Source organism: Enterobacter sp. SA197 (assembly GCF_054131575.1).
The window spans coordinates 303043-324020 of record NZ_CP096393.1; the positions used below are offsets into that span (position 1 = coordinate 303043).

Below are 20978 nucleotides of genomic sequence, written 5' to 3' on the forward strand. Positions count from 1 at the left end.
AAAATGGAGCATCTGCACATGAAAACCCGTACCCAACAAATCGAAGAATTACAAAAAGAATGGACTCACTCTCGCTGGGAAGGCATTACACGTCCTTACAGCGCGGAAGAGGTGGTGAAATTACGTGGCTCGGTGAACCCGGAATATACGCTGGCGCAGCTGGGTGCCGCGAAAATGTGGCGTTTATTGCATGGCGAATCGAAGAAAGGCTATGTCAACAGTCTGGGCGCGCTGACCGGTGGGCAGGCACTGCAGCAGGCGAAGGCGGGCGTGGAAGCCATTTATTTGTCCGGCTGGCAGGTGGCCGCAGATGCGAACCTCGCATCCAGCATGTATCCGGATCAATCGCTCTATCCGGCTAACTCCGTGCCCTCCGTGGTGGATCGGATCAACAACACCTTCCGCCGCGCGGATCAGATCCAGTGGTCATCCGGTATTGAACCCAACGATCCGCGCTACGTGGACTACTTCCTGCCGATCGTCGCCGATGCGGAAGCCGGATTTGGCGGTGTACTGAATGCCTTCGAGCTGATGAAATCGATGATTGAAGCCGGTGCAGCGGCGGTTCACTTCGAAGATCAACTCGCCTCGGTGAAAAAATGCGGACATATGGGCGGCAAGGTACTGGTTCCGACGCAGGAAGCAGTGCAGAAACTGGTGGCCGCACGCCTGGCGGCAGATGTACTGGGGGTGCCAACGCTGGTGATTGCGCGTACCGATGCTGACGCGGCGGATTTGATCACTTCTGATTGCGACCCTTACGACAGCGCATTCATTACCGGTGAGCGCACCAGCGAAGGGTTTTACCGTACTCACGCCGGTATCGAACAGGCTATCAGCCGTGGCCTGGCGTATGCGCCTTATGCTGATTTAGTGTGGTGTGAAACCTCCACACCGGACCTGGCGCTGGCGAAGCGCTTCGCCGATGCGATTCATGCGAAGTTCCCAGGGAAATTGCTGGCCTACAACTGTTCTCCCTCATTTAACTGGCAGAAAAATCTGGACGATCAAACCATCGCCAGTTTCCAGCAACAGTTGTCAGACATGGGCTACAAGTATCAGTTTATTACGCTCGCGGGTATTCACAGCATGTGGTTCAACATGTTCGATCTGGCGCGTTCTTATGCGCAGGGCGAAGGAATGCGTCACTACGTCGAAAAAGTGCAGCAACCGGAATTTGCCGCCGCCAAAGAGGGTTATACCTTTGTGTCCCATCAGCAGGAGGTGGGGACGGGTTATTTCGATAAGGTCACCACTATCATCCAGGGTGGCGTTTCGTCGGTGACGGCGCTGACCGGGTCAACGGAAGAGTCGCAGTTTTAATTTTCCCCTCACCCTAACCCTCTCCCCATTGGGGAGAGGGAACTGGCCGTGCTCGCCTTTTTTTGTGGGGATTCCCCAACCCTTAGGGAGAGAGGATGACAGGGTTGGGTGCTCAGGATTCGTGCCGTTTTTTTCTCCCTCTCCCCATTGGGGAGCGGGAACTGGCCGTGCTCGCTTTTTTGGTGGGGATTTCCCAATCCGCAGGGAGAGAGGATGACAGGGGTGGGTGGTCAGGATTCGTGCCGTTTTTTTCTCCCTCTCCCCATTGGGGAGCGGGAACTGGCCGTGCTCGCTTTTTTGGTGGGGATTTCCCAACCCTCAGGGAGAGAGGATGACAGGGGTGGGTGGTCAGGATTCGTGCCGTTTTTTTTCTCCCTCTCCCCATTGGGGAGAGGGAACTGGCCGTGCTCGCCTTTTTTTGTGGGGATTCCCCAACCCTCAGGGAGAGAGGATGACAGGGTTGGGGGCTCAGGATTCGTGCCGTTTTTTTCTCCCTCGCCCCTCCGGGGAGAGGGCCGGGGTGAGGGGACGCTATGTCGCGTGGGCTGGAACTACTGATTGCACAAACCATTCTGCAGGGCTTCGACGCCCAGTATGGTCGTTTTCTGGAGGTTACCTCCGGGGCGCAGCAGCGCTTTGAACAAGCCGACTGGCATGCGGTACAGCAGGCGATGAAACAACGCATCCATCTCTACGATCACCATGTGGGGCTGGTGGTGGAACAACTGCGCTGTATTACTGATAACCCGCGCCCTGACCCCGATTTTCTCCTTCAGGTTAAAGCGCACTATACCCAGCTTCTTCCGGACTATCCGCGCTATGAAATCGCCGAGAGTTTTTTTAACTCCGTATATTGCCGCCTGTTCGATCACCATGCGCTGACGCCCGAGCGGCTATTCATATTCAGTTCTCAGCCAGAACGCCATTTTCGTGAGCATGCCCGTCCGCTGGCAAAAGATTTTTACCCTGAAGCTTGTTGGGAAACGCTGCTGACGCGGGTGCTCAGTGATTTACCATTACGCCTGCCCTGGCAGAACCTGACGCGGGACGTGGGCTACATCATTGCCCATCTGGTGGAAACCTTCGGTGTTGAGGTGCTACGCAAGGCGCATCTGCATATCGCCAATGAACTCTTTTATCGTAATAAAGCGGCCTGGCTGGTAGGCAAACTGGTTACGCCTGCGGGGACGCTGCCTTTTTTGTTGCCGATTCACCGTAGCGATGATGGCGAGCTTTTTGTGGATACCTGTCTGACGGCCATCGCTGAAGCCAGCATCGTATTTGGCTTCGCCCGCTCCTACTTTATGGTTTATGCACCACAGCCTGCCGCGCTGGTGGAGTGGCTGCGGGAAATCCTGCCCGGCAAAACTACCGCCGAGTTGTATATGGCAATTGGCTGCCAGAAGCATGGCAAAACCGAAAGCTACCGTGAATATCTGAGCTACCTTGCGGGCAGTGATGAGCAGTTTATCGAAGCGCCGGGCATACGCGGCATGGTGATGCTGGTGTTCACTCTGCCGGGCTTTGATCGGGTGTTTAAAATCATTAAGGACCAGTTCCCGCCGCAAAAAGAGATGAGTGCCGCCCATGTACGTGCCTGCTATCAGCTTGTCAAAGAGCACGATCGCGTAGGGCGCATGGCGGACACCCAGGAGTTCGAAAACTTCGTGCTGGAGAAACGCCGGATAGCACCAGAATTAATGGCATTGCTATTTAAAGAGGCATCACAAAAGATCACCGACCTCGGCGATCGCATTGTCATCAGCCATCTTTATATCGAGCGGCGGATGGTGCCGCTCAATCTGTGGTTTGAGCGGGTAAGCGGTCAGCAGCTGCGCGATGCCGTTGAGGAGTATGGTAACGCGATTCGCCAGCTTGCGGCCGCGAATATTTTTCCCGGCGATATGTTGTTTAAAAACTTCGGCGTCACCCGCCACGGGCGTGTGGTGTTCTACGACTATGACGAAATTTGCTACATGACCGAGGTGAATTTCCGGGATATTCCTCCGCCGCGCTACCCGGAAGACGAGATGAGTGCGGAACCCTGGTACAGCGTCGCGCCGGGAGATGTGTTCCCGGAGGAATTTCGCCACTGGCTCTGCGCAGACCCGCAAATCGGACCTTTATTTGAGGAGATGCATGCGGACCTGCTGCGGGCAGATTACTGGCGCGGGTTACAAACACGTATTAAAAACGGCCACGTGGAGGATGTTTACGCCTACCGCCGGCGCCAGCGGTTTTGTATTAGAAGGTAAAAGCAAAACGGCAACATTGTTGCCGTTTTTAGGGTTTGTACCTTCTCACTGTAACTGTTTTATTCACATTGCGCTGTGTTATCGCTGTAAAGCGTAATGTTACTGAGGCCTCCTCTCCCGGTGGGCTGAGGAATCCTCATAAAAAATGCGAGCACAGACGGTTCCCTCTCCTCTTAGGGGAGAGGGCCAGGATAAGGGCATCAGCCTTAGCGCATCCCGCCCCAGGCCAGCGTCACCTCTTTCGCCCCTTTGATCGCCATCGCCCCCAGCTCCGTCACCCGGTCATCCGTGATGCGTGAAACCGGACCCGAAATAGAGATTGCCGCGAACGGCACGCCATGTTCATCATAAATACAGGCGGCAACGCAGCGCAGACCCAGTGCATGCTCTTCGTCATCAAAGGAGTAGCCGCGCTTGCGCGTCTGGGCAAGATCTTCTTTAAGATGTATCGGCGAGACCAGCGTCGCATGGGTATAAGCATGCAGCCCTTTACGATGCAGCAAGCCCGTGACCTGCTCCTCGCTTAACTGAGACAGAAAAGCTTTCCCCGCCCCTGAAGCGTGCATCGGCAGCTTGCCGCCAATCGGTGCGGACATACGCATAAGCTGGGTGCACTGCACCTGGTCGATAATAATGGCCTGATGATCGCTCTGGTCGAGTACCGCCAGGTTGACCGTTTCGCCGGAGTTCTCCATCAGGGTGCGCAAAATCGGATGCACAATCGCCATCAGATTGCGGCTTTGCAGGAAGCTGCTGCCGACGATAAAGGCATGCGCCCCTACGGACCAGTGGCCCAGTTCGCCCACCTGACGCACAAACCCCAGTTGTTGCATGGTGGTCAGTAAGCGGTGGGTGGTGGAGTTGGGCAAGCCAGCCTGCTGTGCCAGTTCGGTTAACGCCACGCTGCCGTGGGATTCAGCAATGGACTCCAGCAGCTTAAGCCCGCGCGTTAACGACTGGACCTGACCTGTGGGTTGCGTGGCAGCGGCAGTAGCGGGTTTTCTGCCGCGTTTAGCGGGTACATTGGCAACCATAGCTGACTCCTTTTCTGTATCGTGGAAATCATTTTCGTTTTATAGAATTATAACGCAACCCCATCAACTACTGATCGGATGAGTTCAGGTGAACATCTCTCATGTTACCCCTGTGCGACTTTTCCGATCTGCCAGTTTATGCCAGTATGTCCTGCTGGCCTTTTGGCCTGGTTGAGCGTCGTCGGGAGCACGTGTGAGCAGCAAAGTTGAACAACTGAAGCAGCAGTTAAACGAACGCATTCTGATTCTGGATGGGGGCATGGGCACCATGATCCAGAATCAACGTCTGAGTGAGCAGGATTTTCGCGGCGAACGTTTCGCCAACTGGCCCTGCGATCTCAAAGGTAACAATGACCTGCTGGTCATTACCCAGCCCGAGGTGATTGCGACTATCCACTCCGCCTATTTTGCTGCGGGTGCGGATATTATCGAAACCAACACCTTTAACTCGACGACTATCGCGATGGCGGATTACCAGATGGAATCCCTGTCAGCGGAAATCAACTTTGCCGCGGCGAAGCTGGCACGCGCCTGCGCTGATGAATGGACAGCCCGCACGCCGGAAAAACCGCGCTACGTGGCCGGGGTTCTCGGGCCAACCAACCGTACTGCCTCTATCTCACCGGACGTTAACGACCCGGCGTTTCGTAATATCACCTTTGACGGGCTGGTAGAGGCGTATCGCGAGTCCACCAAAGCGCTGGTGGAAGGGGGCTGCGACCTCATCCTGATTGAGACGGTGTTCGATACCCTCAACGCCAAGGCCGCCATTTTTGCGGTAAAAGAAGAATTTGACGCGCTGGGCGTCGACCTGCCGATCATGATTTCCGGCACCATTACCGACGCCTCCGGGCGCACGCTCTCAGGGCAGACGACGGAAGCCTTTTATAACTCCCTGCGCCACGCCGATGCGCTCACTTTCGGCCTCAACTGTGCGCTGGGGCCGGACGAACTGCGCCAGTATGTGCAGGAACTCTCCCGCATCGCCGAATGCTACGTGACCGCGCACCCGAACGCCGGCCTGCCCAACGCCTTTGGTGAGTACGATCTTGATGCGGACACCATGGCGGCGCAAATCCGCGAGTGGGCCGAAGCGGGCTTCCTTAACATCGTGGGTGGCTGTTGCGGCACCACGCCGGAGCACATCAAGGCGATGAGCGATGCTGTGGCAGGCCTGGCGCCGCGTAAGTTGCCGGATCTGCCGGTGGCCTGCCGCCTGGCCGGTCTGGAACCGCTGAACATTGGCGACGACAGCCTGTTTGTGAACGTGGGGGAACGTACCAACGTTACCGGTTCAGCCAAATTTAAACGTCTTATTAAAGAAGAGAAGTACAACGACGCGCTGGATGTCGCCCGCCAGCAGGTGGAAAGCGGTGCGCAGATTATCGATATCAACATGGATGAAGGGATGCTCGACGCGGAAGCGGCAATGGTGCGTTTCCTTAATCTCATCGCCGGTGAGCCGGATATTGCCCGCGTGCCCATCATGATTGACTCCTCCAAATGGGAGGTCATCGAAAAGGGGCTGAAATGCATCCAGGGCAAGGGCATCGTCAACTCTATCTCAATGAAAGAGGGTGTCGACACCTTTATCCATCACGCGAAGCTGGTGCGCCGTTATGGTGCCGCGATGGTGGTGATGGCCTTTGACGAAGTGGGGCAGGCGGATACCCGAGAGCGCAAAATCGAGATTTGCCGCCGGGCGTACAACATCCTGACCGAAGAGGTGGGCTTCCCGCCGGAAGATATTATTTTTGACCCGAACATCTTCGCGGTCGCGACCGGTATCGAGGAGCACAATAACTACGCCCAGGATTTCATCGGTGCCTGTGAAGACATTAAGCGTGAACTGCCGCATGCGCTGATCTCCGGTGGCGTATCGAACGTCTCGTTCTCGTTCCGTGGTAATGACCCGGTGCGTGAAGCAATCCACGCTGTCTTCCTCTATTACGCCATCCGGAACGGGATGGATATGGGGATTGTGAACGCCGGGCAGTTGGCGATTTACGACGACCTGCCCGCCGAGCTACGCGAAGCGGTTGAAGATGTGATCCTCAACCGCCGCGATGACGGCACCGAGCGTCTACTCGATCTGGCGGAAAAATACCGCGGCAGTAAAACCGATGAAACCGCTAACACCCAGCAGGCGGAATGGCGTAGTTGGGATGTGAAAAAGCGTCTTGAGTACTCGCTGGTCAAAGGCATCACTGAATTCATTGAGCTGGACACCGAAGAGGCTCGTCAGCAGGCTGCGCGCCCGATTGAGGTGATTGAAGGCCCGCTGATGGATGGCATGAATGTGGTGGGCGATCTCTTCGGTGAGGGCAAAATGTTCCTGCCACAGGTGGTAAAATCGGCCCGCGTCATGAAACAGGCGGTGGCCTGGCTGGAGCCCTTTATCGAAGCCAGCAAAGAGAAAGGCTCCAGCAACGGAAAAATGGTCATCGCCACGGTGAAAGGCGACGTGCATGACATCGGCAAAAATATCGTTGGCGTCGTTTTGCAGTGTAATAACTACGAAATCGTCGACCTTGGCGTGATGGTGCCGACAGAAAAAATCCTCAAAACCGCCCGCGAAGTGAATGCCGACCTGATTGGCCTCTCCGGGCTGATTACCCCGTCGCTGGATGAGATGGTGAACGTCGCCAAAGAGATGGAGCGTCAGGGCTTTACCCTGCCGCTGCTGATTGGCGGGGCGACGACCTCGAAAGCGCACACGGCGGTGAAAATCGAGCAGAACTATAGCGGCCCGACGGTTTACGTACAGAACGCCTCGCGGACCGTGGGTGTGGTGGCGGCGCTGTTATCGGAGACTCAACGTGATGACTTTGTGGCCCGCACCCGCAAAGAGTACGAAACCGTGCGTATTCAGCATGCACGCAAGAAACCGCGTACCCCACCGGTAACGCTGGCCGCTGCGCGCGAAAACGATCTGGCGTTTGACTGGGCAAGCTACACGCCGCCGGTTGCGCACAAGCTGGGCGTGCAGGACGTGGAAGCCAGCATCGAAACGCTGCGCAACTACATCGACTGGACGCCGTTCTTTATGACCTGGTCGCTGGCCGGAAAATATCCGCGCATTCTCGAAGATGACGTGGTGGGGGAAGAGGCGAAACGCCTGTTCCAGGACGCCAACGATATGCTGGATATGCTCAGCCGTGAGAAGACGCTCAACCCGCGTGGCGTAGTCGGTCTGTTCCCGGCGAACCGCGTCGGCGACGATGTAGAAATCTACCGCGACGAGAGCCGCACGCAGGTGCTGACCGTCGCGCATCATCTGCGCCAGCAAACGGAAAAAGTCGGCTTTGCAAACTACTGTCTGGCCGATTTCGTCGCACCCAAACTCAGCGGAAAAGAAGACTACATTGGTGCCTTTGCGGTGACCGGTGGCCTGGAAGAGGATGCACTGGCAGAGGCTTACGACGCGCAGCATGATGATTACAACAAAATCATGGTGAAAGCGGTGGCAGACCGCCTGGCGGAAGCCTTTGCCGAGTATCTGCATGAGCGTGTGCGTAAGGTCTACTGGGGTTATGCGCCAAATGAGAACCTCAGCAATGAGGAGCTGATTCGCGAAAACTATCAGGGCATTCGCCCGGCACCGGGCTACCCGGCCTGCCCGGAGCACACCGAGAAAGGCACCATCTGGGAACTGCTGGATGTGGAAGCCCACACCGGCATGAAACTGACGGAATCCTTCGCCATGTGGCCGGGCGCATCGGTCTCTGGCTGGTACTTTAGCCACCCTGACAGCAAATACTTTGCCGTGGCGCAGCTGCAGCGCGACCAGGTAGAGGATTATGCCCGTCGTAAAGGGATGTCGACGCAGGAAGTGGAACGCTGGCTGGCACCGAATTTAGGCTATGACGCGGATTAATACTCCTCGCTGCTCATATTCAATACATGGCCTGATTATTCAGGCCATTTTTATTTTCATCATTTCATTCGATGGACATCGCGGTACGACAATTTTTTATTAATCGTATGACAATTATAATTGTCATTAGCCGTCTTCGTATATATAACTATAGAGAGTGTTAATCCGCGTCATAATTAATAACGTATTAAAAATGATACCTCAAAATAATATAAAAAATTAGGTACTATTTTTGATACCTTAAAAGTCACCTCTCTAAATCAGGTTATGTGATCGCCGTAAATAACTAAGCTTAGCCTTATTTTATAAAATAACAAAATAAAGACAGCGTTCTTATTTCTTGAATATGAGCCAAATTAATTTGGCTTAAATATCTATTACAGAGGCCATATATGGAAAACGTTCAAAGTACTCTTGTCACGCGTGAAAGCAGTGGCTGGAGAAAGAGTGATACCGTCTGGATGCTGGGCCTGTACGGTACTGCAATTGGCGCTGGCGTACTCTTCCTGCCCATTAATGCCGGGGTAGGGGGTTTAATTCCGTTAATTATTATGGCCCTGCTGGCCTTCCCGATGACCTTTTTTGCTCACCGTGGCTTAACCCGTTTTGTCCTGTCCGGCAAAAACCCGGGGGAAGATATTACCGAAGTTGTCGAAGAACATTTTGGTGTGGGTGCGGGTAAATTAATTACTCTGCTCTATTTCTTTGCCATATACCCGATTCTGTTGGTATATAGCGTAGCCATTACGAATACCGTCGACAGCTTTATTACCCATCAACTTGGCATGGTGTCACCGCCGCGCGCTATCCTGTCGCTGATCCTGATTATCGGTATGATGGCAGTCGTGCGCTTCGGTGAAAAAATGATCGTTAAAGCGATGAGCGTGCTGGTGTTCCCGTTCGTTGCGGCCCTCATGATGCTGGCGCTGTATCTTATCCCCCAATGGAACGGCGCGGTTCTTGATACCCTCTCACTGAGCAGCGCGGCGCCCACCGGCCACGGTCTGTGGATGACCCTGTGGCTGGCGATCCCGGTCATGGTGTTCTCCTTTAACCATTCGCCGATCATCTCCTCCTTTGCTGTCGCAAAACGTGAGGAGTACGGTCAGGATGCCGAACGCAAATGCTCCCGTATCCTGAGCTTTGCCCATATTATGATGGTGCTGACGGTGATGTTCTTCGTCTTCAGCTGCGTGCTGAGCCTGTCGCCGGAAAACCTGGCCGAAGCGAAAGCCCAAAACATCTCCATTCTCTCTTACCTGGCAAACCACTTTAATGCACCAGTGATTGCCTGGATGGCACCCATTATTGCCATGATCGCCATTACTAAATCCTTCCTTGGCCACTACCTGGGGGCGCGTGAAGGCTTTAACGGCATGGTGATTAAATCTCTGCGCGGCAAAGGCAAGTCCATTGAGCTCAACAAACTGAACAAAATCACGGCGCTGTTCATGCTGGTGACCACCTGGATTGTTGCCACCCTGAACCCGAGCATCCTCGGCATGATTGAAAACCTCGGTGGCCCGATTATCGCCGTCATCCTGTTCCTGATGCCGATGTATGCCATCAATAAAGTCCCGGCGATGCGCAAATACAGTGGTGCTATCAGCAACGTGTTTGTGGTCATGATGGGCCTGATTGCCATCTCCGCCATCTTCTTCTCGCTGTTCAGCTAAGTTTCCCGCGCCGCCTGACTGAGGCGGCGTCTCTTTTCTGCTCCGTAACTCGCATGGGTGCCACATGATTAGCGTTTTCGATATTTTCAAAATCAGCATCGGGCCGTCCAGCTCTCATACCGTCGGGCCAATGAAAGCGGGAAAACAGTTTGTTGATACCCTGCAGGAAAAAGGCCTGTTACATAAAGTCACGCGGCTGGTGGTGGACGTTTACGGTTCGCTGTCATTAACCGGCAAAGGCCACCATACGGATATCGCCATTATCCTTGGCCTTTCCGGTTATTTACCGGAGACGGTGGATATCGACGCCATCCCGACGATTATCCGTGACGTCAACACCAACCAGCGTCTGTTTATCGAAGAAGGGAAGCGTGAAATAAAGTTTCCGGTCGCGGAATGCATGCGTTTTCATAATGAGTTCCTGCCGCTGCATGAAAACGGTATGAGCATCACCGCATTTTGCGAGGGCAAAATTGCCCATTTCCAGACCTATTATTCCATCGGTGGCGGCTTCATTGTTACCGAAGAAAACTTTGGTAAAAGCCAGGATGCGGATATTGATATTCCTTTCCCGTTCTATTCTGCGCGTAATTTACTAACCCACTGCCATGACAATTGCCTCTCTATTTCAGCCGTGATGATGAAAAACGAGATAGCTCGTCACGGTCGGGGCAATGTTGAACAGAACATGGCGAAAATATGGGACACCATGCGCAATGCCATCAACCGTGGGATGAGTACCGAAGGCATTCTGCCAGGCCCACTGAAGGTGCCTCGTCGCGCCTCCGCACTGCACCGTGTGCTGGCACCGCAAAGCCAGTCCATTACCCCATTAAGTGCAATGGACTGGGTTAACATGTTTGCAATGGCGGTGGGGGAAGAGAACGCCGCGGGCGGGCGTGTGGTGACGGCCCCGACCAATGGCGCCTGCGGGATCATTCCTGCTGTTCTGGCTTATTACGATCGCTTTATCAAAACCGTAACCCCGGACATTTACATGCGCTATTTTCTGACCGCAGGCGCGGTTGGCATTCTGTATAAGATGAATGCCTCGATTTCCGGTGCGGAAGTAGGCTGCCAGGGTGAAGTGGGTGTGGCATGTTCGATGGCCTCAGCCGGACTTGCTGAACTGCTGGGCGGTAGCCCGGAGAAGGTGTGCATTGCTGCTGAAATTGGCATGGAGCACAATCTGGGACTGACCTGTGACCCGGTTGCCGGTCAGGTGCAGGTGCCGTGCATTGAGCGTAACGCTATTGCGGCAGTCAAAGCCATTAACTCGGCCAGCATGGCGATGTACCGCACCAGCGACCCGAAAGTCTCTCTGGATAAAGTCATCGAAACGATGTTTGAAACCGGTAAAGACATGAATGCGAAGTACCGAGAAACGGCGCGGGGTGGGCTTGCTATCAAAGTCGCGGTGTGCGAATCCTGATCTCCTCAATTAAACCGTCTGCCTGGCAGACGGTTTTTTTCTGTCATTACTCTTTCTTTGCAACATCCGGCGCCTGATGTGACCAGACGACGCTATGGGAGGCAGAGGAGGTGTACCACTCGTTAATGGTTGAGTGGGCATCGTGCTTGAGAGCCGCATCTTCGGCGAATTTCTCTTTCGACGCGGTGGCCTGTTTCTTACGAATGCGGATACGGGCAGGAACGGCGGCGTTAATCTGTGCATTAAAGGCGCGTATGTGGGAGTCATACAAAATCGACTCCAGTTGATGCAGCCGATCCAGGCCCCGCAAAATGCCAATTAAGGTGCTGAGCGTGACGGACTCGCCCAGTTCAACGCGCTTAATGGTCGCGGCGCCAACCTGAGCGCGTTCCGCCAGTTCGATTTGCGACAGTCCGAGTTGCATACGGGTTTCTTTAATTCGGCGGCACAATTCGGCGATAATTTCATTATCGGACATCGTACTGAAGCGCATTTCACATCCTCTACTGCGACATTAAGCAGAGCAGATTATTTAACATAATAAATTATAAATAAAGCGGATAATTTTAAATTTGCGATGGTAACAACATGCTTTTTTCATTAACAAAGTTTCTACAGGAGAGACAGCCAATAATAAAAATAATAAAATTCCCCCCAAATAAATACCGCAGACGTTCTTTATCTCATTATTGCCGCGATTGCCTTTATACTTGATACGGTTAGCCGAACAAGGATGAAGTAATGAGATGAGTATAAAAGATAAAATATTTACGTTCTGGGGAATGATGGATGTGTTCGCTATCGGCAGCTACCTCTTTTTTTCCGTAAAAATGGGTAATCTGCCGTTCTGGTCTGACATTCGACACTTCTATGTCAATCTGTCGTTTATGCAAGTGAAGGGTGCTGACTATCTGTTGTTACAGTGTGTTTTCTTTATCTACCTGATGCTGATGGTTTCCCTGTTTTATTCTGGCTGGTGTTTCCTTAAGAAAAAACAGATTGGTATTTTGTTCATTAGCTTACAGGAGGTGATGCGGTTTTTCTCTCTCTCCTGCTCCGTTGCCTTCTTTCCTCTCATCTTACGGATCATGCGCATCGAGGATGCTCTGGTGGCCTTTATCCTCTTTCTGCTCTCGGAGACGCTTAAAATTGGCTCGTTGCAGTGGCTCAGGAAACAGAAGGGTTAAGGCGAACGGGCACCTGCTGTCTCTTTATTGTGTTTAACCTCTTATACTGAGAGTAAACCTTCCCCGCTTCCGCCCCCCGTGGTGGCACGACCCCCTTTCTGCTGAAGTAAGGAAGGGGTAGCGAGGGAAAGACAGGAACTTATAACAATAAGGAGAATCTGCATCCGTGTTAATTCTGCTTCACCTGCTCTCTTCGGTTGCCCTGTTAGTCTGGGGCACACACATTGTACGTACCGGCGTGATGCGCGTATTCGGTGCGCGGCTGCGCACCGTACTCAGCCGTAGCGTCGAGAAAAAAACGCTCGCCTTTAGCGCCGGGATTGGGGTAACTGCTCTGGTTCAGAGCAGCAATGCGACCACCATGCTGGTCACCTCTTTTGTGGCCCAGGATCTGGTAGCACTGGCGCCTGCGCTGGTGATTGTGCTGGGGGCGGACGTGGGAACCGCGCTGATGGCGCGCGTGCTCACTTTCGATCTCTCCTGGTTGTCGCCTTTGCTGATTTTCGTAGGGGTCATCTTCTTTCTTGGACGTAAGCAAACGCGGGAAGGGCAGCTGGGCCGCGTGAGCATCGGCCTTGGGCTTATCCTGCTGGCGCTTGAGCTTATTGTACAGGCGGTCACGCCCATTACTCAGGCGAACGGCGTACAGGTGATTTTCGCCTCACTGACGGGCGATATCATGCTGGATGCGCTCATTGGCGCGGTGTTCGCGATCATCAGCTATTCGAGCCTGGCCGCCGTACTGCTGACGGCGACCCTGACCACGGCGGGGATCATCTCTTTCCCGGTGGCCCTCTGCCTGGTGATTGGCGCGAACCTCGGCTCTGGCTTGCTGGCGATGCTCAACAATAGCGCAGCCAATGCCGCCGCCCGCCGCGTGGCACTGGGGAGCCTGTTGTTTAAGCTGGTGGGGAGCATCGCCATTCTGCCGTTTGTGCATATGCTGGCGGATCTGATGGACGAGCTGCCGCTGCCCAAAGCTGAGCTGGTTATCTATTTCCACGTCTTCTACAACCTGATTCGCTGTCTGGTGATGGTGCCCTTTGTGGGGGCGATGGCGACCCTTTGCCAACGATTAATCCGTGATGAACCAGAACTGGACGCCCGGCTTAAGCCGAAGCACCTGGACAGTTCTGCGCTCGACACGCCTACCCTTGCACTGGCCAATGCCGCCCGTGAAACGCTACGCATTGGTGACGCGATGGAGCTCATGCTTGAAGGGCTGCACAAAGTGATGCACGGTGAACCCCGTCAGGAGAAGGAGCTGCGTAAGCTCGCTGATGACATCAACGTGCTTTATACCGCCATCAAGCTTTACCTTGCCCGTATGCCCAAAGAGGAGCTGGCCGAAGAGGAATCTAAACGCTGGGCCGAAATTATTGAGATGTCGCTCAACCTGGAGCAGGCGTCCGATATTGTCGAGCGTATGGGGAGTGAAATCGCTGATAAATCGCTGGCGGCCCGGCGGGCTTTTTCCGTCGAGGGACTCAGGGAGCTGGATGCGCTCTATGAGCAACTGCTCACCAACCTGAAGCTGGCAATGTCGGTCTTTTTCTCCGGTGATGTCACCAGCGCCCGCCGCCTGCGTCGCAGTAAGCACCGTTTTCGCATTCTCAACCGACGCTATTCTCACGCGCATGTTGACAGGTTACATCAGCAAAACGTGCAGAGCATTGAAACCAGTTCACTGCATATGGGCCTGCTGGGTGACATGAAACGCCTCAACTCGTTGTTCTGCTCCGTAGCTTACAGCGTGCTGGAACAGCCCGACGACGATGACGGGAAGGACGAGTATTAAGTCTGACAGAGTGGGTGGCGCAGCGGATCCACTGCACGGCGCCATCTGCCAGTGCTTATTGTTTATAGTGCAATGACTGTCTTAATGGATAGCGCAATGGCCAGCGCTTTCATCACGGCGAGGGTCGTTTTCAGCGTTGAATTGCCTTAGTCACTGACTGAGCGAGATAGCTGTTCGCGGGATAAACCCGTGCTGGCTGCAACCTGTGTCATCCCTTTCGCACGCGCCACGACGCCTAACGCTTTTGCACTGTACGCGGCATCGCCTGTTTCAAACGCATCAGCCATAAAGATGGCAATTTCATCATCAACCAGCGCAGTGGCGGGATCATAGAGGGTAAGGTTGTTCATCAGTGAATATCCCCTGCTCTGTGATTGAATTTGATAATTTTTCGGCAAGGATGATGTCGTTTTCTTGAGAACGTTTATCACCATAAAGCAGAAGAATGATAACCTTCCCCTGTTATTTATAATAAATCCTGTATCCCGGCCCCCAGTGAACCCTTGGCTCACTAATGCCCTCTCCAACGGGTTACGCATCACCCGAAAGGGGATTGGCCAGGCGGAAAAGGCGAGTGGCAATAAGTGTCTTTGCCCGTCGGTCTGTAAGATTTTTTTCCCATCTACGCAACACATCGGTTGATTCCGCGTTTGTTGCTCACACAACGTTGCGCGGTCTTTCAGGCGTCACGTTATGCAGAAAGACGCAGCAGATCACATTTAATTGGCGAGCGCTTGTGTAGAGGATTTTTTATCTGCAGTCAGGTGAGATATATTTCACCGATTACAGGAGAATTTATGCTGCCAGACTCATCAACCCGATTAAATAAATACATCAGTGAGAGCGGAATCTGCTCGCGCCGCGAGGCCGACCGCTTTATCGAACAAGGCAACGTCTTTATTAATGGTAAACGCGCTGCCATTGGCGATCAGGTTAAGCCCGGTGACGTTGTGAAGGTCAACGGCCAGTTGATTGAGCCGCGCGAAGCCGATGATTTAGTGCTGATTGCGCTGAACAAACCGGTCGGTATTGTCAGCACAACCGAAGATGGTGAGCGCGATAACATCGTGGACTTCGTTAACCACAGTAAGCGCGTTTTCCCTATTGGCCGTCTGGATAAAGACTCTCAGGGGCTGATTTTTCTTACCAACCACGGCGACCTGGTCAACAAGATTTTGCGCGCCGGTAACGATCACGAAAAAGAGTATCTGGTGACGGTGGATAAACCCGTTACCGACGATTTCATCCGTGGCATGGGCGCGGGTGTACCGATCCTGGGTACCGTCACCAAAAAATGCAAGGTCAAGAAAGAGGCACCTTTTGTGTTTCGCATTACCCTGGTGCAGGGGCTGAACCGCCAGATCCGCCGCATGTGCGAACACTTTGGATTTGAAGTGACCAAACTGGAGCGCACCCGCATCATGAACGTCAGCCTGACGGGCATTCCACTGGGTGAATGGCGTGATCTCACCGACGATGAGCTGATCGACCTCTTTAAACTCATCGAGAATTCGTCGTCTGAAGCGAAGCCGAAAGCGAAGGTAAAACCGAAGGCCGCAGCGACAACCGCGAAGAAACCGGCAGCCAGCGGGGCGAAAAACATGGCAAAAACCCCGGCGGAGCTGGCGTCACGCAAACGCTTTACCGCACCGGGTCGTAAGAAGAAAGGACGTTAACGCCTGCCGCGCGTTGAGGTACTGGCCGACCACGAAAAGGTGGCCGCTTCATCCGGTTTGTAAGCCTGCTTTTTCTTTAACTGGCGGGCTTTTTTTGCCTCTGCTTCCCGCTCCACCATCAGTTTGTCGATGTACTCTTTTTTGACGTTATTGGTTTCGGCGTTGGTCAGCACGCGTCCGTGGGCAATGCGTGCGCGATCCAGTAACGTTTTCAGTTCACGCTGTTCGCGCTCGGTCATCTCTTTTTGCGTAATGCGGGGGAGTGCCATGGGTGTGCCCTCAGTGGGAAAGTGAACCCAGTGTACGGCAATGTGGCGAAGCTCACCATGATATAAGCCGGGTAAGCGTGAGCCACCCGGCTTTGCTCATTACTTTTGCGTCACTCTGTCCTGCGGTTGCTGTTCAATAGGCTTACCAGACCAGTAGCCTGCCAGCAGCGAACCGGAGAGGTTGTGCCACACCGAGAACAGTGCCCCCGGCAGGGCCGCCAGCGGGGAAAAGTAGATTTTACCGAGCGCTGCCGCCAGCCCGGAGTTTTGCATACCCACTTCAATCGCAAGCGTGCGGCAGGTGGACTCGTCAAAACCAAACAGACGTCCGCCCCAGTAGCCGCACAGCAGACCGATGCTGTTATGCAGAATCACCGCCACTATCACCACCAGGCCGACTGACGCAATGTGTGCCGCAGAACCCGCCACCACCGCGCTGATGATCGCCAGAATGCAGACCATTGAAAATGCCGGCAGGTACGGCTCTACAGCTTTCACCACACGTGGGAACAGATGGTGAACGACCAGACCGAGGCCAATCGGTATCACCACAATTTGCAGGATGCTGAGCAGCATACCCATGATATCAACCTGAATATGCGCGTCCACGTAGAGGCGGGTGAGCAGCGGCGTGGCAATCACGCCCACCAGCGTGGAGACAGACGAAATCGTCACGGAGAGCGCCACATCACCCTTCGCCAGATAGATCATCACGTTGGAGGCCGTGCCGCTTGCCACGCTGCCAACCAGCACCATCCCGGCAGAAAGGTCCGGCGGCATGTTGAAAATCATCGCCAGCAGCCAGGCGGCTAATGGCATCACAAGGTAGTGCAGAAAAGTCCCTGCGGCGACGGGAGCCGGGCGCGACAGCACACGCTTAAAGTCGTCAATTTTTAAGTGTACGCCCATGCCAAACATAATCAGCATCAGAAGCGTGCTGACCCAGGGGCCAATGGGCGTAAAGGTAGAGGGCGTGTAATAAGCAACAACAGAGAGCAGCAGCGCCCATAACGGGAACAGCCGGGTCAGTACGGCGAGCATAGCGATTTCCTTGCAGGTGTGGTGTTGTGTTTCGTTATGTACCCTAACTAATTCGAGTCGCCGGAAGGCGGCAAGTGTGTGACTCCCAGGGAGCTTACCGAAGTAAGTGACTGGGATGAGCAAACACAGCCAACACGCGTGCGGCCTGAAGTATGACGGGTATAAAAAAGGCCGGGATCGAGCACGGCCATAGGTATTGTTTATCGTGTGCGGAAAAAATATTCAAACAAATTATGGTGAAGAGGATTCATGTGCCGGTGTGGATGCTTTCCCAGCTCAGCCCGAAACGGGCCAGATATTTGCGCAGACGGTCGGCATCGTTAGGATTGGCTTTCTTCAGCCGTGAGACGGCAAACAGCTCGCGGCCTGCCCCGGAGAGAGAGGTACTGCGGCGGCACACCTCCAGCACCGTTTCGAGCTGGCGCTGGTCAAAGAGATCAATCTCTTCATTGAGCGGCGTGGGGGCAGGTATGCTGCGCCAGTTCTGTTGTAAGCGTGTAATCTCCTCTTCAGCGCCGGCCAGGGTGATACGACCTTGCTCCGCAAGCGTTGCCATACGGGCAATGGACGAACTCAGCTCGCGGAAGTTGCCGCGCCACTGCGCCTGAGCGGAACAGGCAAAGGCCAGATAGCGCTCACGGGCTTCTTTGTCGAAGCGGATCTGCGTTTGCGCTTCTGCCGAGAAGCGTTGCAGTTCAAATTCGATATTGGGGGCGATGTCTTCCCGCCGCTCGGCAAGCCCAGGCAGGGCGAAGGTCCACATATTGATACGTGCGTAGAGATCCTCGCGAAACCGTCCTTCCATCACCCACTGGTGCATATCCCGGTGGGTTCCGGCGATAAGCTGAAAATCGCTGTGGACCTCTTTATCTGATCCGAAGGGAAAAAAGGTTTTTTCCTCAATGGCTTTTAGCAGCATCGCCTGTTCGTCCAGCCCCAGTTCGGCAATTTCATCCAGAAAGAGTACCCCTCCATCCGCCTCGCGCAGTAACCCCTGGCGTGATGAGAGCGCCCCGGTAAAAGCGCCTTTCACGTGGCCAAACAGCGTGGACATGGCGTTATCGCCACGCAACGTGGCGCAGTTGACCGCCACCAGTCTGCCCGCCACCCGGTGCCGAGCCTGACGCAGCTGAAAAATACGTTTCGCCAGGAAGGATTTCCCGGCACCTGTCGGGCCGGTAAGCAGAATCGGGGCCGTGGAGCGTAAGGCGACACGTTCGATCTGTTCTATAAGCGTATTAAAGGTTGCGTTGCGGGTATCGATACCCGCTTTCAGCAGAGACACCGCGTGCTGCTGCTCGCGCTGAAAGCGGCTGGTTAAGGTGGCGTAGCGGCTCAAATCCAGGTCGATGACAGAATGTACCCCCGCCGCAACATCTTCTTCTGAGGAGCCTTTGGGTGCCGGACCGGTTTGCAGAAGGCTGGCGGGCAGATAGCGGGCCTCCGTCAGTAAAAACCAGCAAATCTGTGCCACGTGCGTGCCGGTGGTGATATGCACCAAGTACTCTTCGTTGTCGGTATCAAAGTCATAGTGGGTCGCAAAATCGAGAAACGCAGCGTAGACCTCTTCAAAGTCCCAGGGGTCCTGGATCGTCACGCTGTGCGGACGCACCTCCGTCCCGGGGGAGAGAAGGGCAATATCTTCCGCCAGTTGTTGTGCCATACCGATGTCGCGTGGCTGATGGAGCAGTTCCAGCCGATCGACTGGCAAATCCGGCTGCTGACACAACCCGACCGTTGGCCGCCATTTGCGCAGGCGGTTGGCCCGTTTTCCCCGCTTGTCGAGTACCGTACCAAGAACACCAATCACTACCCTGCGTTTCTTCATGTTTATCCTGCAAGATAAATTCCGATAACTTAGTATAAAAATACAGCTAAGTGAACACAAGTTAGTTAAAAGCGATTGTCATAAAATTACTTATTTATCAATAGCTTAAATAAATTATTTTCTTTTTTATCTTTCTGGCACGCTTCTGGCAATAGCTAATACGTCACGATGCTGAGCACGCAGGGGGTAAGGCCCCGCCAGCGCACCCGGAACGGTAAGACGTTATCCGCGGGGCGTTCTGTCAGCACCGGGACACATTAAGGGTTCGATTCCCGACTCACCCTTCCAGGTGAACACTGGTTGTATTGGTTAATGCGCTGTCAGGTTGGTAACGACAGCAACACACCGGCGCCGATAAGGGTTCCGGGTCGCAGGCAAAACAGGCTGGCAGGAGTGGCCTGTTCCCCTCCGGCTCCGCACCTGCATCCGTGCCGGTACGTGAAAAGATAAGGATGAAAAATGAATAAGAAAATCACTATTCGTAAAGGACAGTTGGCTCTGCTGGCAAAAGCAGGCGATTACACCCACATTTTTGAGGCAGGAGAGCACCGTCTCCCCAGGTTTGGTAAGCAGGAGGTCACCTTCGTTGATCTCAATGGCGGGGATGTGGAGAGAGAACTTGCTCACTATCTGCGCCGTTTCCGGCCGGAATGGGTCGACGCCTACTGCCTGACCGCTGATACCACCGAGCATAACGTTGCTGCGCTGTACCGTAATGACATCCTCGTGGAAATCATACCTCCCGCTTCGCGTCGGATGTTCTGGCAGGACGGCAGCCTGAGCATTGCATTGCTGGATACTAAGGATGCGCGCGTGCCTGAGCGCATCATGAATGCCGTACTGCAACCACGTACTGCCATTAAGGGACGGGAAGCCATCCAGACCGTCAACGTCGGAGCATGGCATGTCGGCGTCCTGAAAATTGATGGTGTTACACAGCCGCTGTTGCCACCGGGCATCACCGCCTACTGGCAGGTGAACCATCTGATTGAGGCGGATGTTGTCGACACGCGTTTGCAGGTGATGGAGGTCACGGGGCAGGAGATCCTGACCAAAGACAAAGTGAATTTGCGCATCAACCTGGGCGCAAACTGGCACTACAGTGACGTCTTACGGGCGTTCAGTCAGCTTAGTAAACCGCTGGAGCATCTCTATCGCGAGTTACAGTTTGCTCTGCGTGAAGCGGTAGGGACCCGTACACTTGATGAACTCCTGGAAGACAAGCAGGTGATCGACAGCGTGGTGAGCGCCCAGGTTAAAACGCGCATGACGCCCTTTGGCATGGATATCGCCTCGCTGGGGGTGAAGGACATCGTACTGCCAGGCGACATGAAAACTATCCTGGCAAAACTGGTGGAGGCGGAAAAATCAGCACAGGCGAATGTGATTCGTCGACGTGAAGAGACAGCGGCGACCCGATCATTACTGAACACCGCAAAAGTGATGGAAAGCAACCCGGTGGCACTGCGCTTAAAAGAGCTGGAAACCCTGGAAAGAGTGGCGGAGCGTATCGATAAGATCTCCGTCTTCGGTGGCCTGGATAATGTACTGAATGGACTGGTGAATATTAAAGGATAACCTC

The 20978-nt window shown here is 54.2% G+C and carries 14 protein-coding genes and 1 pseudogene; 9 read left to right on the forward strand and 6 right to left on the reverse strand.

Going from position 1 to position 20978, the window contains the following annotated elements:
• Positions 1 to 18 precede the first annotated feature (18 nt).
• Together aceA and aceK are read left to right on the forward strand one after the other, a co-directional pair.
• Positions 19 to 1323 (forward strand): isocitrate lyase, encoded by a 1305-nt coding sequence (gene aceA / locus M1D91_RS01440; protein ID WP_437434175.1) that lies wholly within the window; start codon positions 19 to 21, stop codon positions 1321 to 1323.
• Between the two features lie 533 nt (positions 1324 to 1856).
• A complete protein-coding gene (gene aceK / locus M1D91_RS01445) occupies positions 1857 to 3578 on the forward strand; it encodes a bifunctional isocitrate dehydrogenase kinase/phosphatase (RefSeq protein WP_437434154.1) in 1722 nt (573 codons plus the stop codon).
• Positions 3579 to 3784: 206 nt separating this feature from the next.
• On the opposite strand, the gene iclR is transcribed toward aceK, so the two are convergent.
• A complete protein-coding gene (iclR, locus tag M1D91_RS01450; RefSeq protein ID WP_437434155.1) occupies positions 3785 to 4612 on the reverse strand; it encodes a glyoxylate bypass operon transcriptional repressor IclR in 828 nt (275 codons plus the stop codon).
• A 193-nt stretch (positions 4613 to 4805) separates the two neighbouring features.
• Between iclR and metH the strand changes: the two genes are divergently transcribed.
• From metH to M1D91_RS01465, 3 genes are all read left to right on the forward strand, one after another.
• Positions 4806 to 8489, forward strand: coding sequence for a methionine synthase (metH, locus tag M1D91_RS01455; RefSeq protein ID WP_437434156.1), 3684 nt, complete (start codon positions 4806 to 4808; stop codon positions 8487 to 8489).
• A gap of 392 nt (positions 8490 to 8881) precedes the next feature.
• Positions 8882 to 10165, forward strand: coding sequence for an HAAAP family serine/threonine permease (locus M1D91_RS01460; protein WP_437434157.1), 1284 nt, complete (start codon positions 8882 to 8884; stop codon positions 10163 to 10165).
• Between the two features lie 64 nt (positions 10166 to 10229).
• Positions 10230 to 11597: an L-serine ammonia-lyase gene (locus tag M1D91_RS01465; RefSeq protein WP_437434158.1), complete on the forward strand. Its 1368-nt coding sequence runs from the start codon at positions 10230 to 10232 to the stop codon at positions 11595 to 11597.
• Between the two features lie 46 nt (positions 11598 to 11643).
• On the opposite strand, the gene M1D91_RS01470 is transcribed toward M1D91_RS01465, so the two are convergent.
• Complete coding sequence (locus tag M1D91_RS01470) at positions 11644 to 12090, reverse strand: helix-turn-helix domain-containing protein (protein ID WP_437434159.1); 447 nt, start codon at positions 12088 to 12090, stop codon at positions 11644 to 11646.
• A gap of 253 nt (positions 12091 to 12343) precedes the next feature.
• Between M1D91_RS01470 and M1D91_RS01475 the strand changes: the two genes are divergently transcribed.
• Together M1D91_RS01475 and M1D91_RS01480 are read left to right on the forward strand one after the other, a co-directional pair.
• Entirely contained in the window at positions 12344 to 12784 is a 441-nt protein-coding gene (locus M1D91_RS01475) for a hypothetical protein (RefSeq protein ID WP_437434160.1), read from the forward strand.
• A 166-nt stretch (positions 12785 to 12950) separates the two neighbouring features.
• Entirely contained in the window at positions 12951 to 14582 is a 1632-nt protein-coding gene (locus tag M1D91_RS01480; RefSeq protein ID WP_437434161.1) for a Na/Pi cotransporter family protein, read from the forward strand.
• A gap of 62 nt (positions 14583 to 14644) precedes the next feature.
• Here the strand turns inward: M1D91_RS01480 and M1D91_RS01485 are convergent.
• A pseudogene (locus M1D91_RS01485) lies at positions 14645 to 14932 on the reverse strand (addiction module antidote protein).
• A 447-nt stretch (positions 14933 to 15379) separates the two neighbouring features.
• Here M1D91_RS01485 and rluF point away from each other — a divergent pair.
• Complete coding sequence (gene rluF, locus M1D91_RS01490; RefSeq protein ID WP_437434162.1) at positions 15380 to 16258, forward strand: 23S rRNA pseudouridine(2604) synthase RluF; 879 nt, start codon at positions 15380 to 15382, stop codon at positions 16256 to 16258.
• On the opposite strand, the gene M1D91_RS01495 is transcribed toward rluF, so the two are convergent.
• The 3 genes from M1D91_RS01495 to rtcR all read right to left on the reverse strand — a co-directional run bounded on the left by M1D91_RS01495 (position 16255) and on the right by rtcR (position 19396).
• On the reverse strand, positions 16255 to 16527 hold the full coding sequence (locus tag M1D91_RS01495) for a YjbD family protein (protein ID WP_437434163.1): 273 nt from the start codon (positions 16525 to 16527) through the stop codon (positions 16255 to 16257). The two genes, rluF and M1D91_RS01495, sit on opposite strands and share 4 nt — an antisense overlap.
• 99 nt (positions 16528 to 16626) lie before the next feature.
• The gene (gene panS / locus M1D91_RS01500; RefSeq protein WP_437434164.1) at positions 16627 to 17568 is read right to left on the reverse strand and encodes a ketopantoate/pantoate/pantothenate transporter PanS; all 942 of its coding nucleotides are present in this window, start codon (positions 17566 to 17568) and stop codon (positions 16627 to 16629) included.
• Between the two features lie 247 nt (positions 17569 to 17815).
• Positions 17816 to 19396, reverse strand: coding sequence for an RNA repair transcriptional activator RtcR (gene rtcR, locus M1D91_RS01505; RefSeq protein ID WP_437434165.1), 1581 nt, complete (start codon positions 19394 to 19396; stop codon positions 17816 to 17818).
• A gap of 459 nt (positions 19397 to 19855) precedes the next feature.
• Between rtcR and M1D91_RS01510 the strand changes: the two genes are divergently transcribed.
• Complete coding sequence (locus M1D91_RS01510) at positions 19856 to 20974, forward strand: slipin family protein (protein WP_437434166.1); 1119 nt, start codon at positions 19856 to 19858, stop codon at positions 20972 to 20974.
• The last annotated feature ends 4 nt before the right edge of the window (positions 20975 to 20978 follow it).

Coding starts and splice junctions, on each gene's coding strand:
- iclR (WP_437434155.1), bottom strand. CDS start 4,612: ATGGTTGCCAATGTACCCGCTAAACGCGGCAGAAAACCCGCTACTGCC.
- M1D91_RS01475 (WP_437434160.1), top strand. CDS start 12,344: ATGAGTATAAAAGATAAAATATTTACGTTCTGGGGAATGATGGATGTG.
- panS (WP_437434164.1), bottom strand. CDS start 17,568: ATGCTCGCCGTACTGACCCGGCTGTTCCCGTTATGGGCGCTGCTGCTC.
- M1D91_RS01460 (WP_437434157.1), top strand. CDS start 8,882: ATGGAAAACGTTCAAAGTACTCTTGTCACGCGTGAAAGCAGTGGCTGG.
- M1D91_RS01495 (WP_437434163.1), bottom strand. CDS start 16,527: ATGGCACTCCCCCGCATTACGCAAAAAGAGATGACCGAGCGCGAACAG.
- aceA (WP_437434175.1), top strand. CDS start 19: ATGAAAACCCGTACCCAACAAATCGAAGAATTACAAAAAGAATGGACT.
- M1D91_RS01510 (WP_437434166.1), top strand. CDS start 19,856: ATGAATAAGAAAATCACTATTCGTAAAGGACAGTTGGCTCTGCTGGCA.
- M1D91_RS01470 (WP_437434159.1), bottom strand. CDS start 12,090: ATGCGCTTCAGTACGATGTCCGATAATGAAATTATCGCCGAATTGTGC.
- aceK (WP_437434154.1), top strand. CDS start 1,857: ATGTCGCGTGGGCTGGAACTACTGATTGCACAAACCATTCTGCAGGGC.
- rluF (WP_437434162.1), top strand. CDS start 15,380: ATGCTGCCAGACTCATCAACCCGATTAAATAAATACATCAGTGAGAGC.
- M1D91_RS01465 (WP_437434158.1), top strand. CDS start 10,230: ATGATTAGCGTTTTCGATATTTTCAAAATCAGCATCGGGCCGTCCAGC.
- rtcR (WP_437434165.1), bottom strand. CDS start 19,396: ATGAAGAAACGCAGGGTAGTGATTGGTGTTCTTGGTACGGTACTCGAC.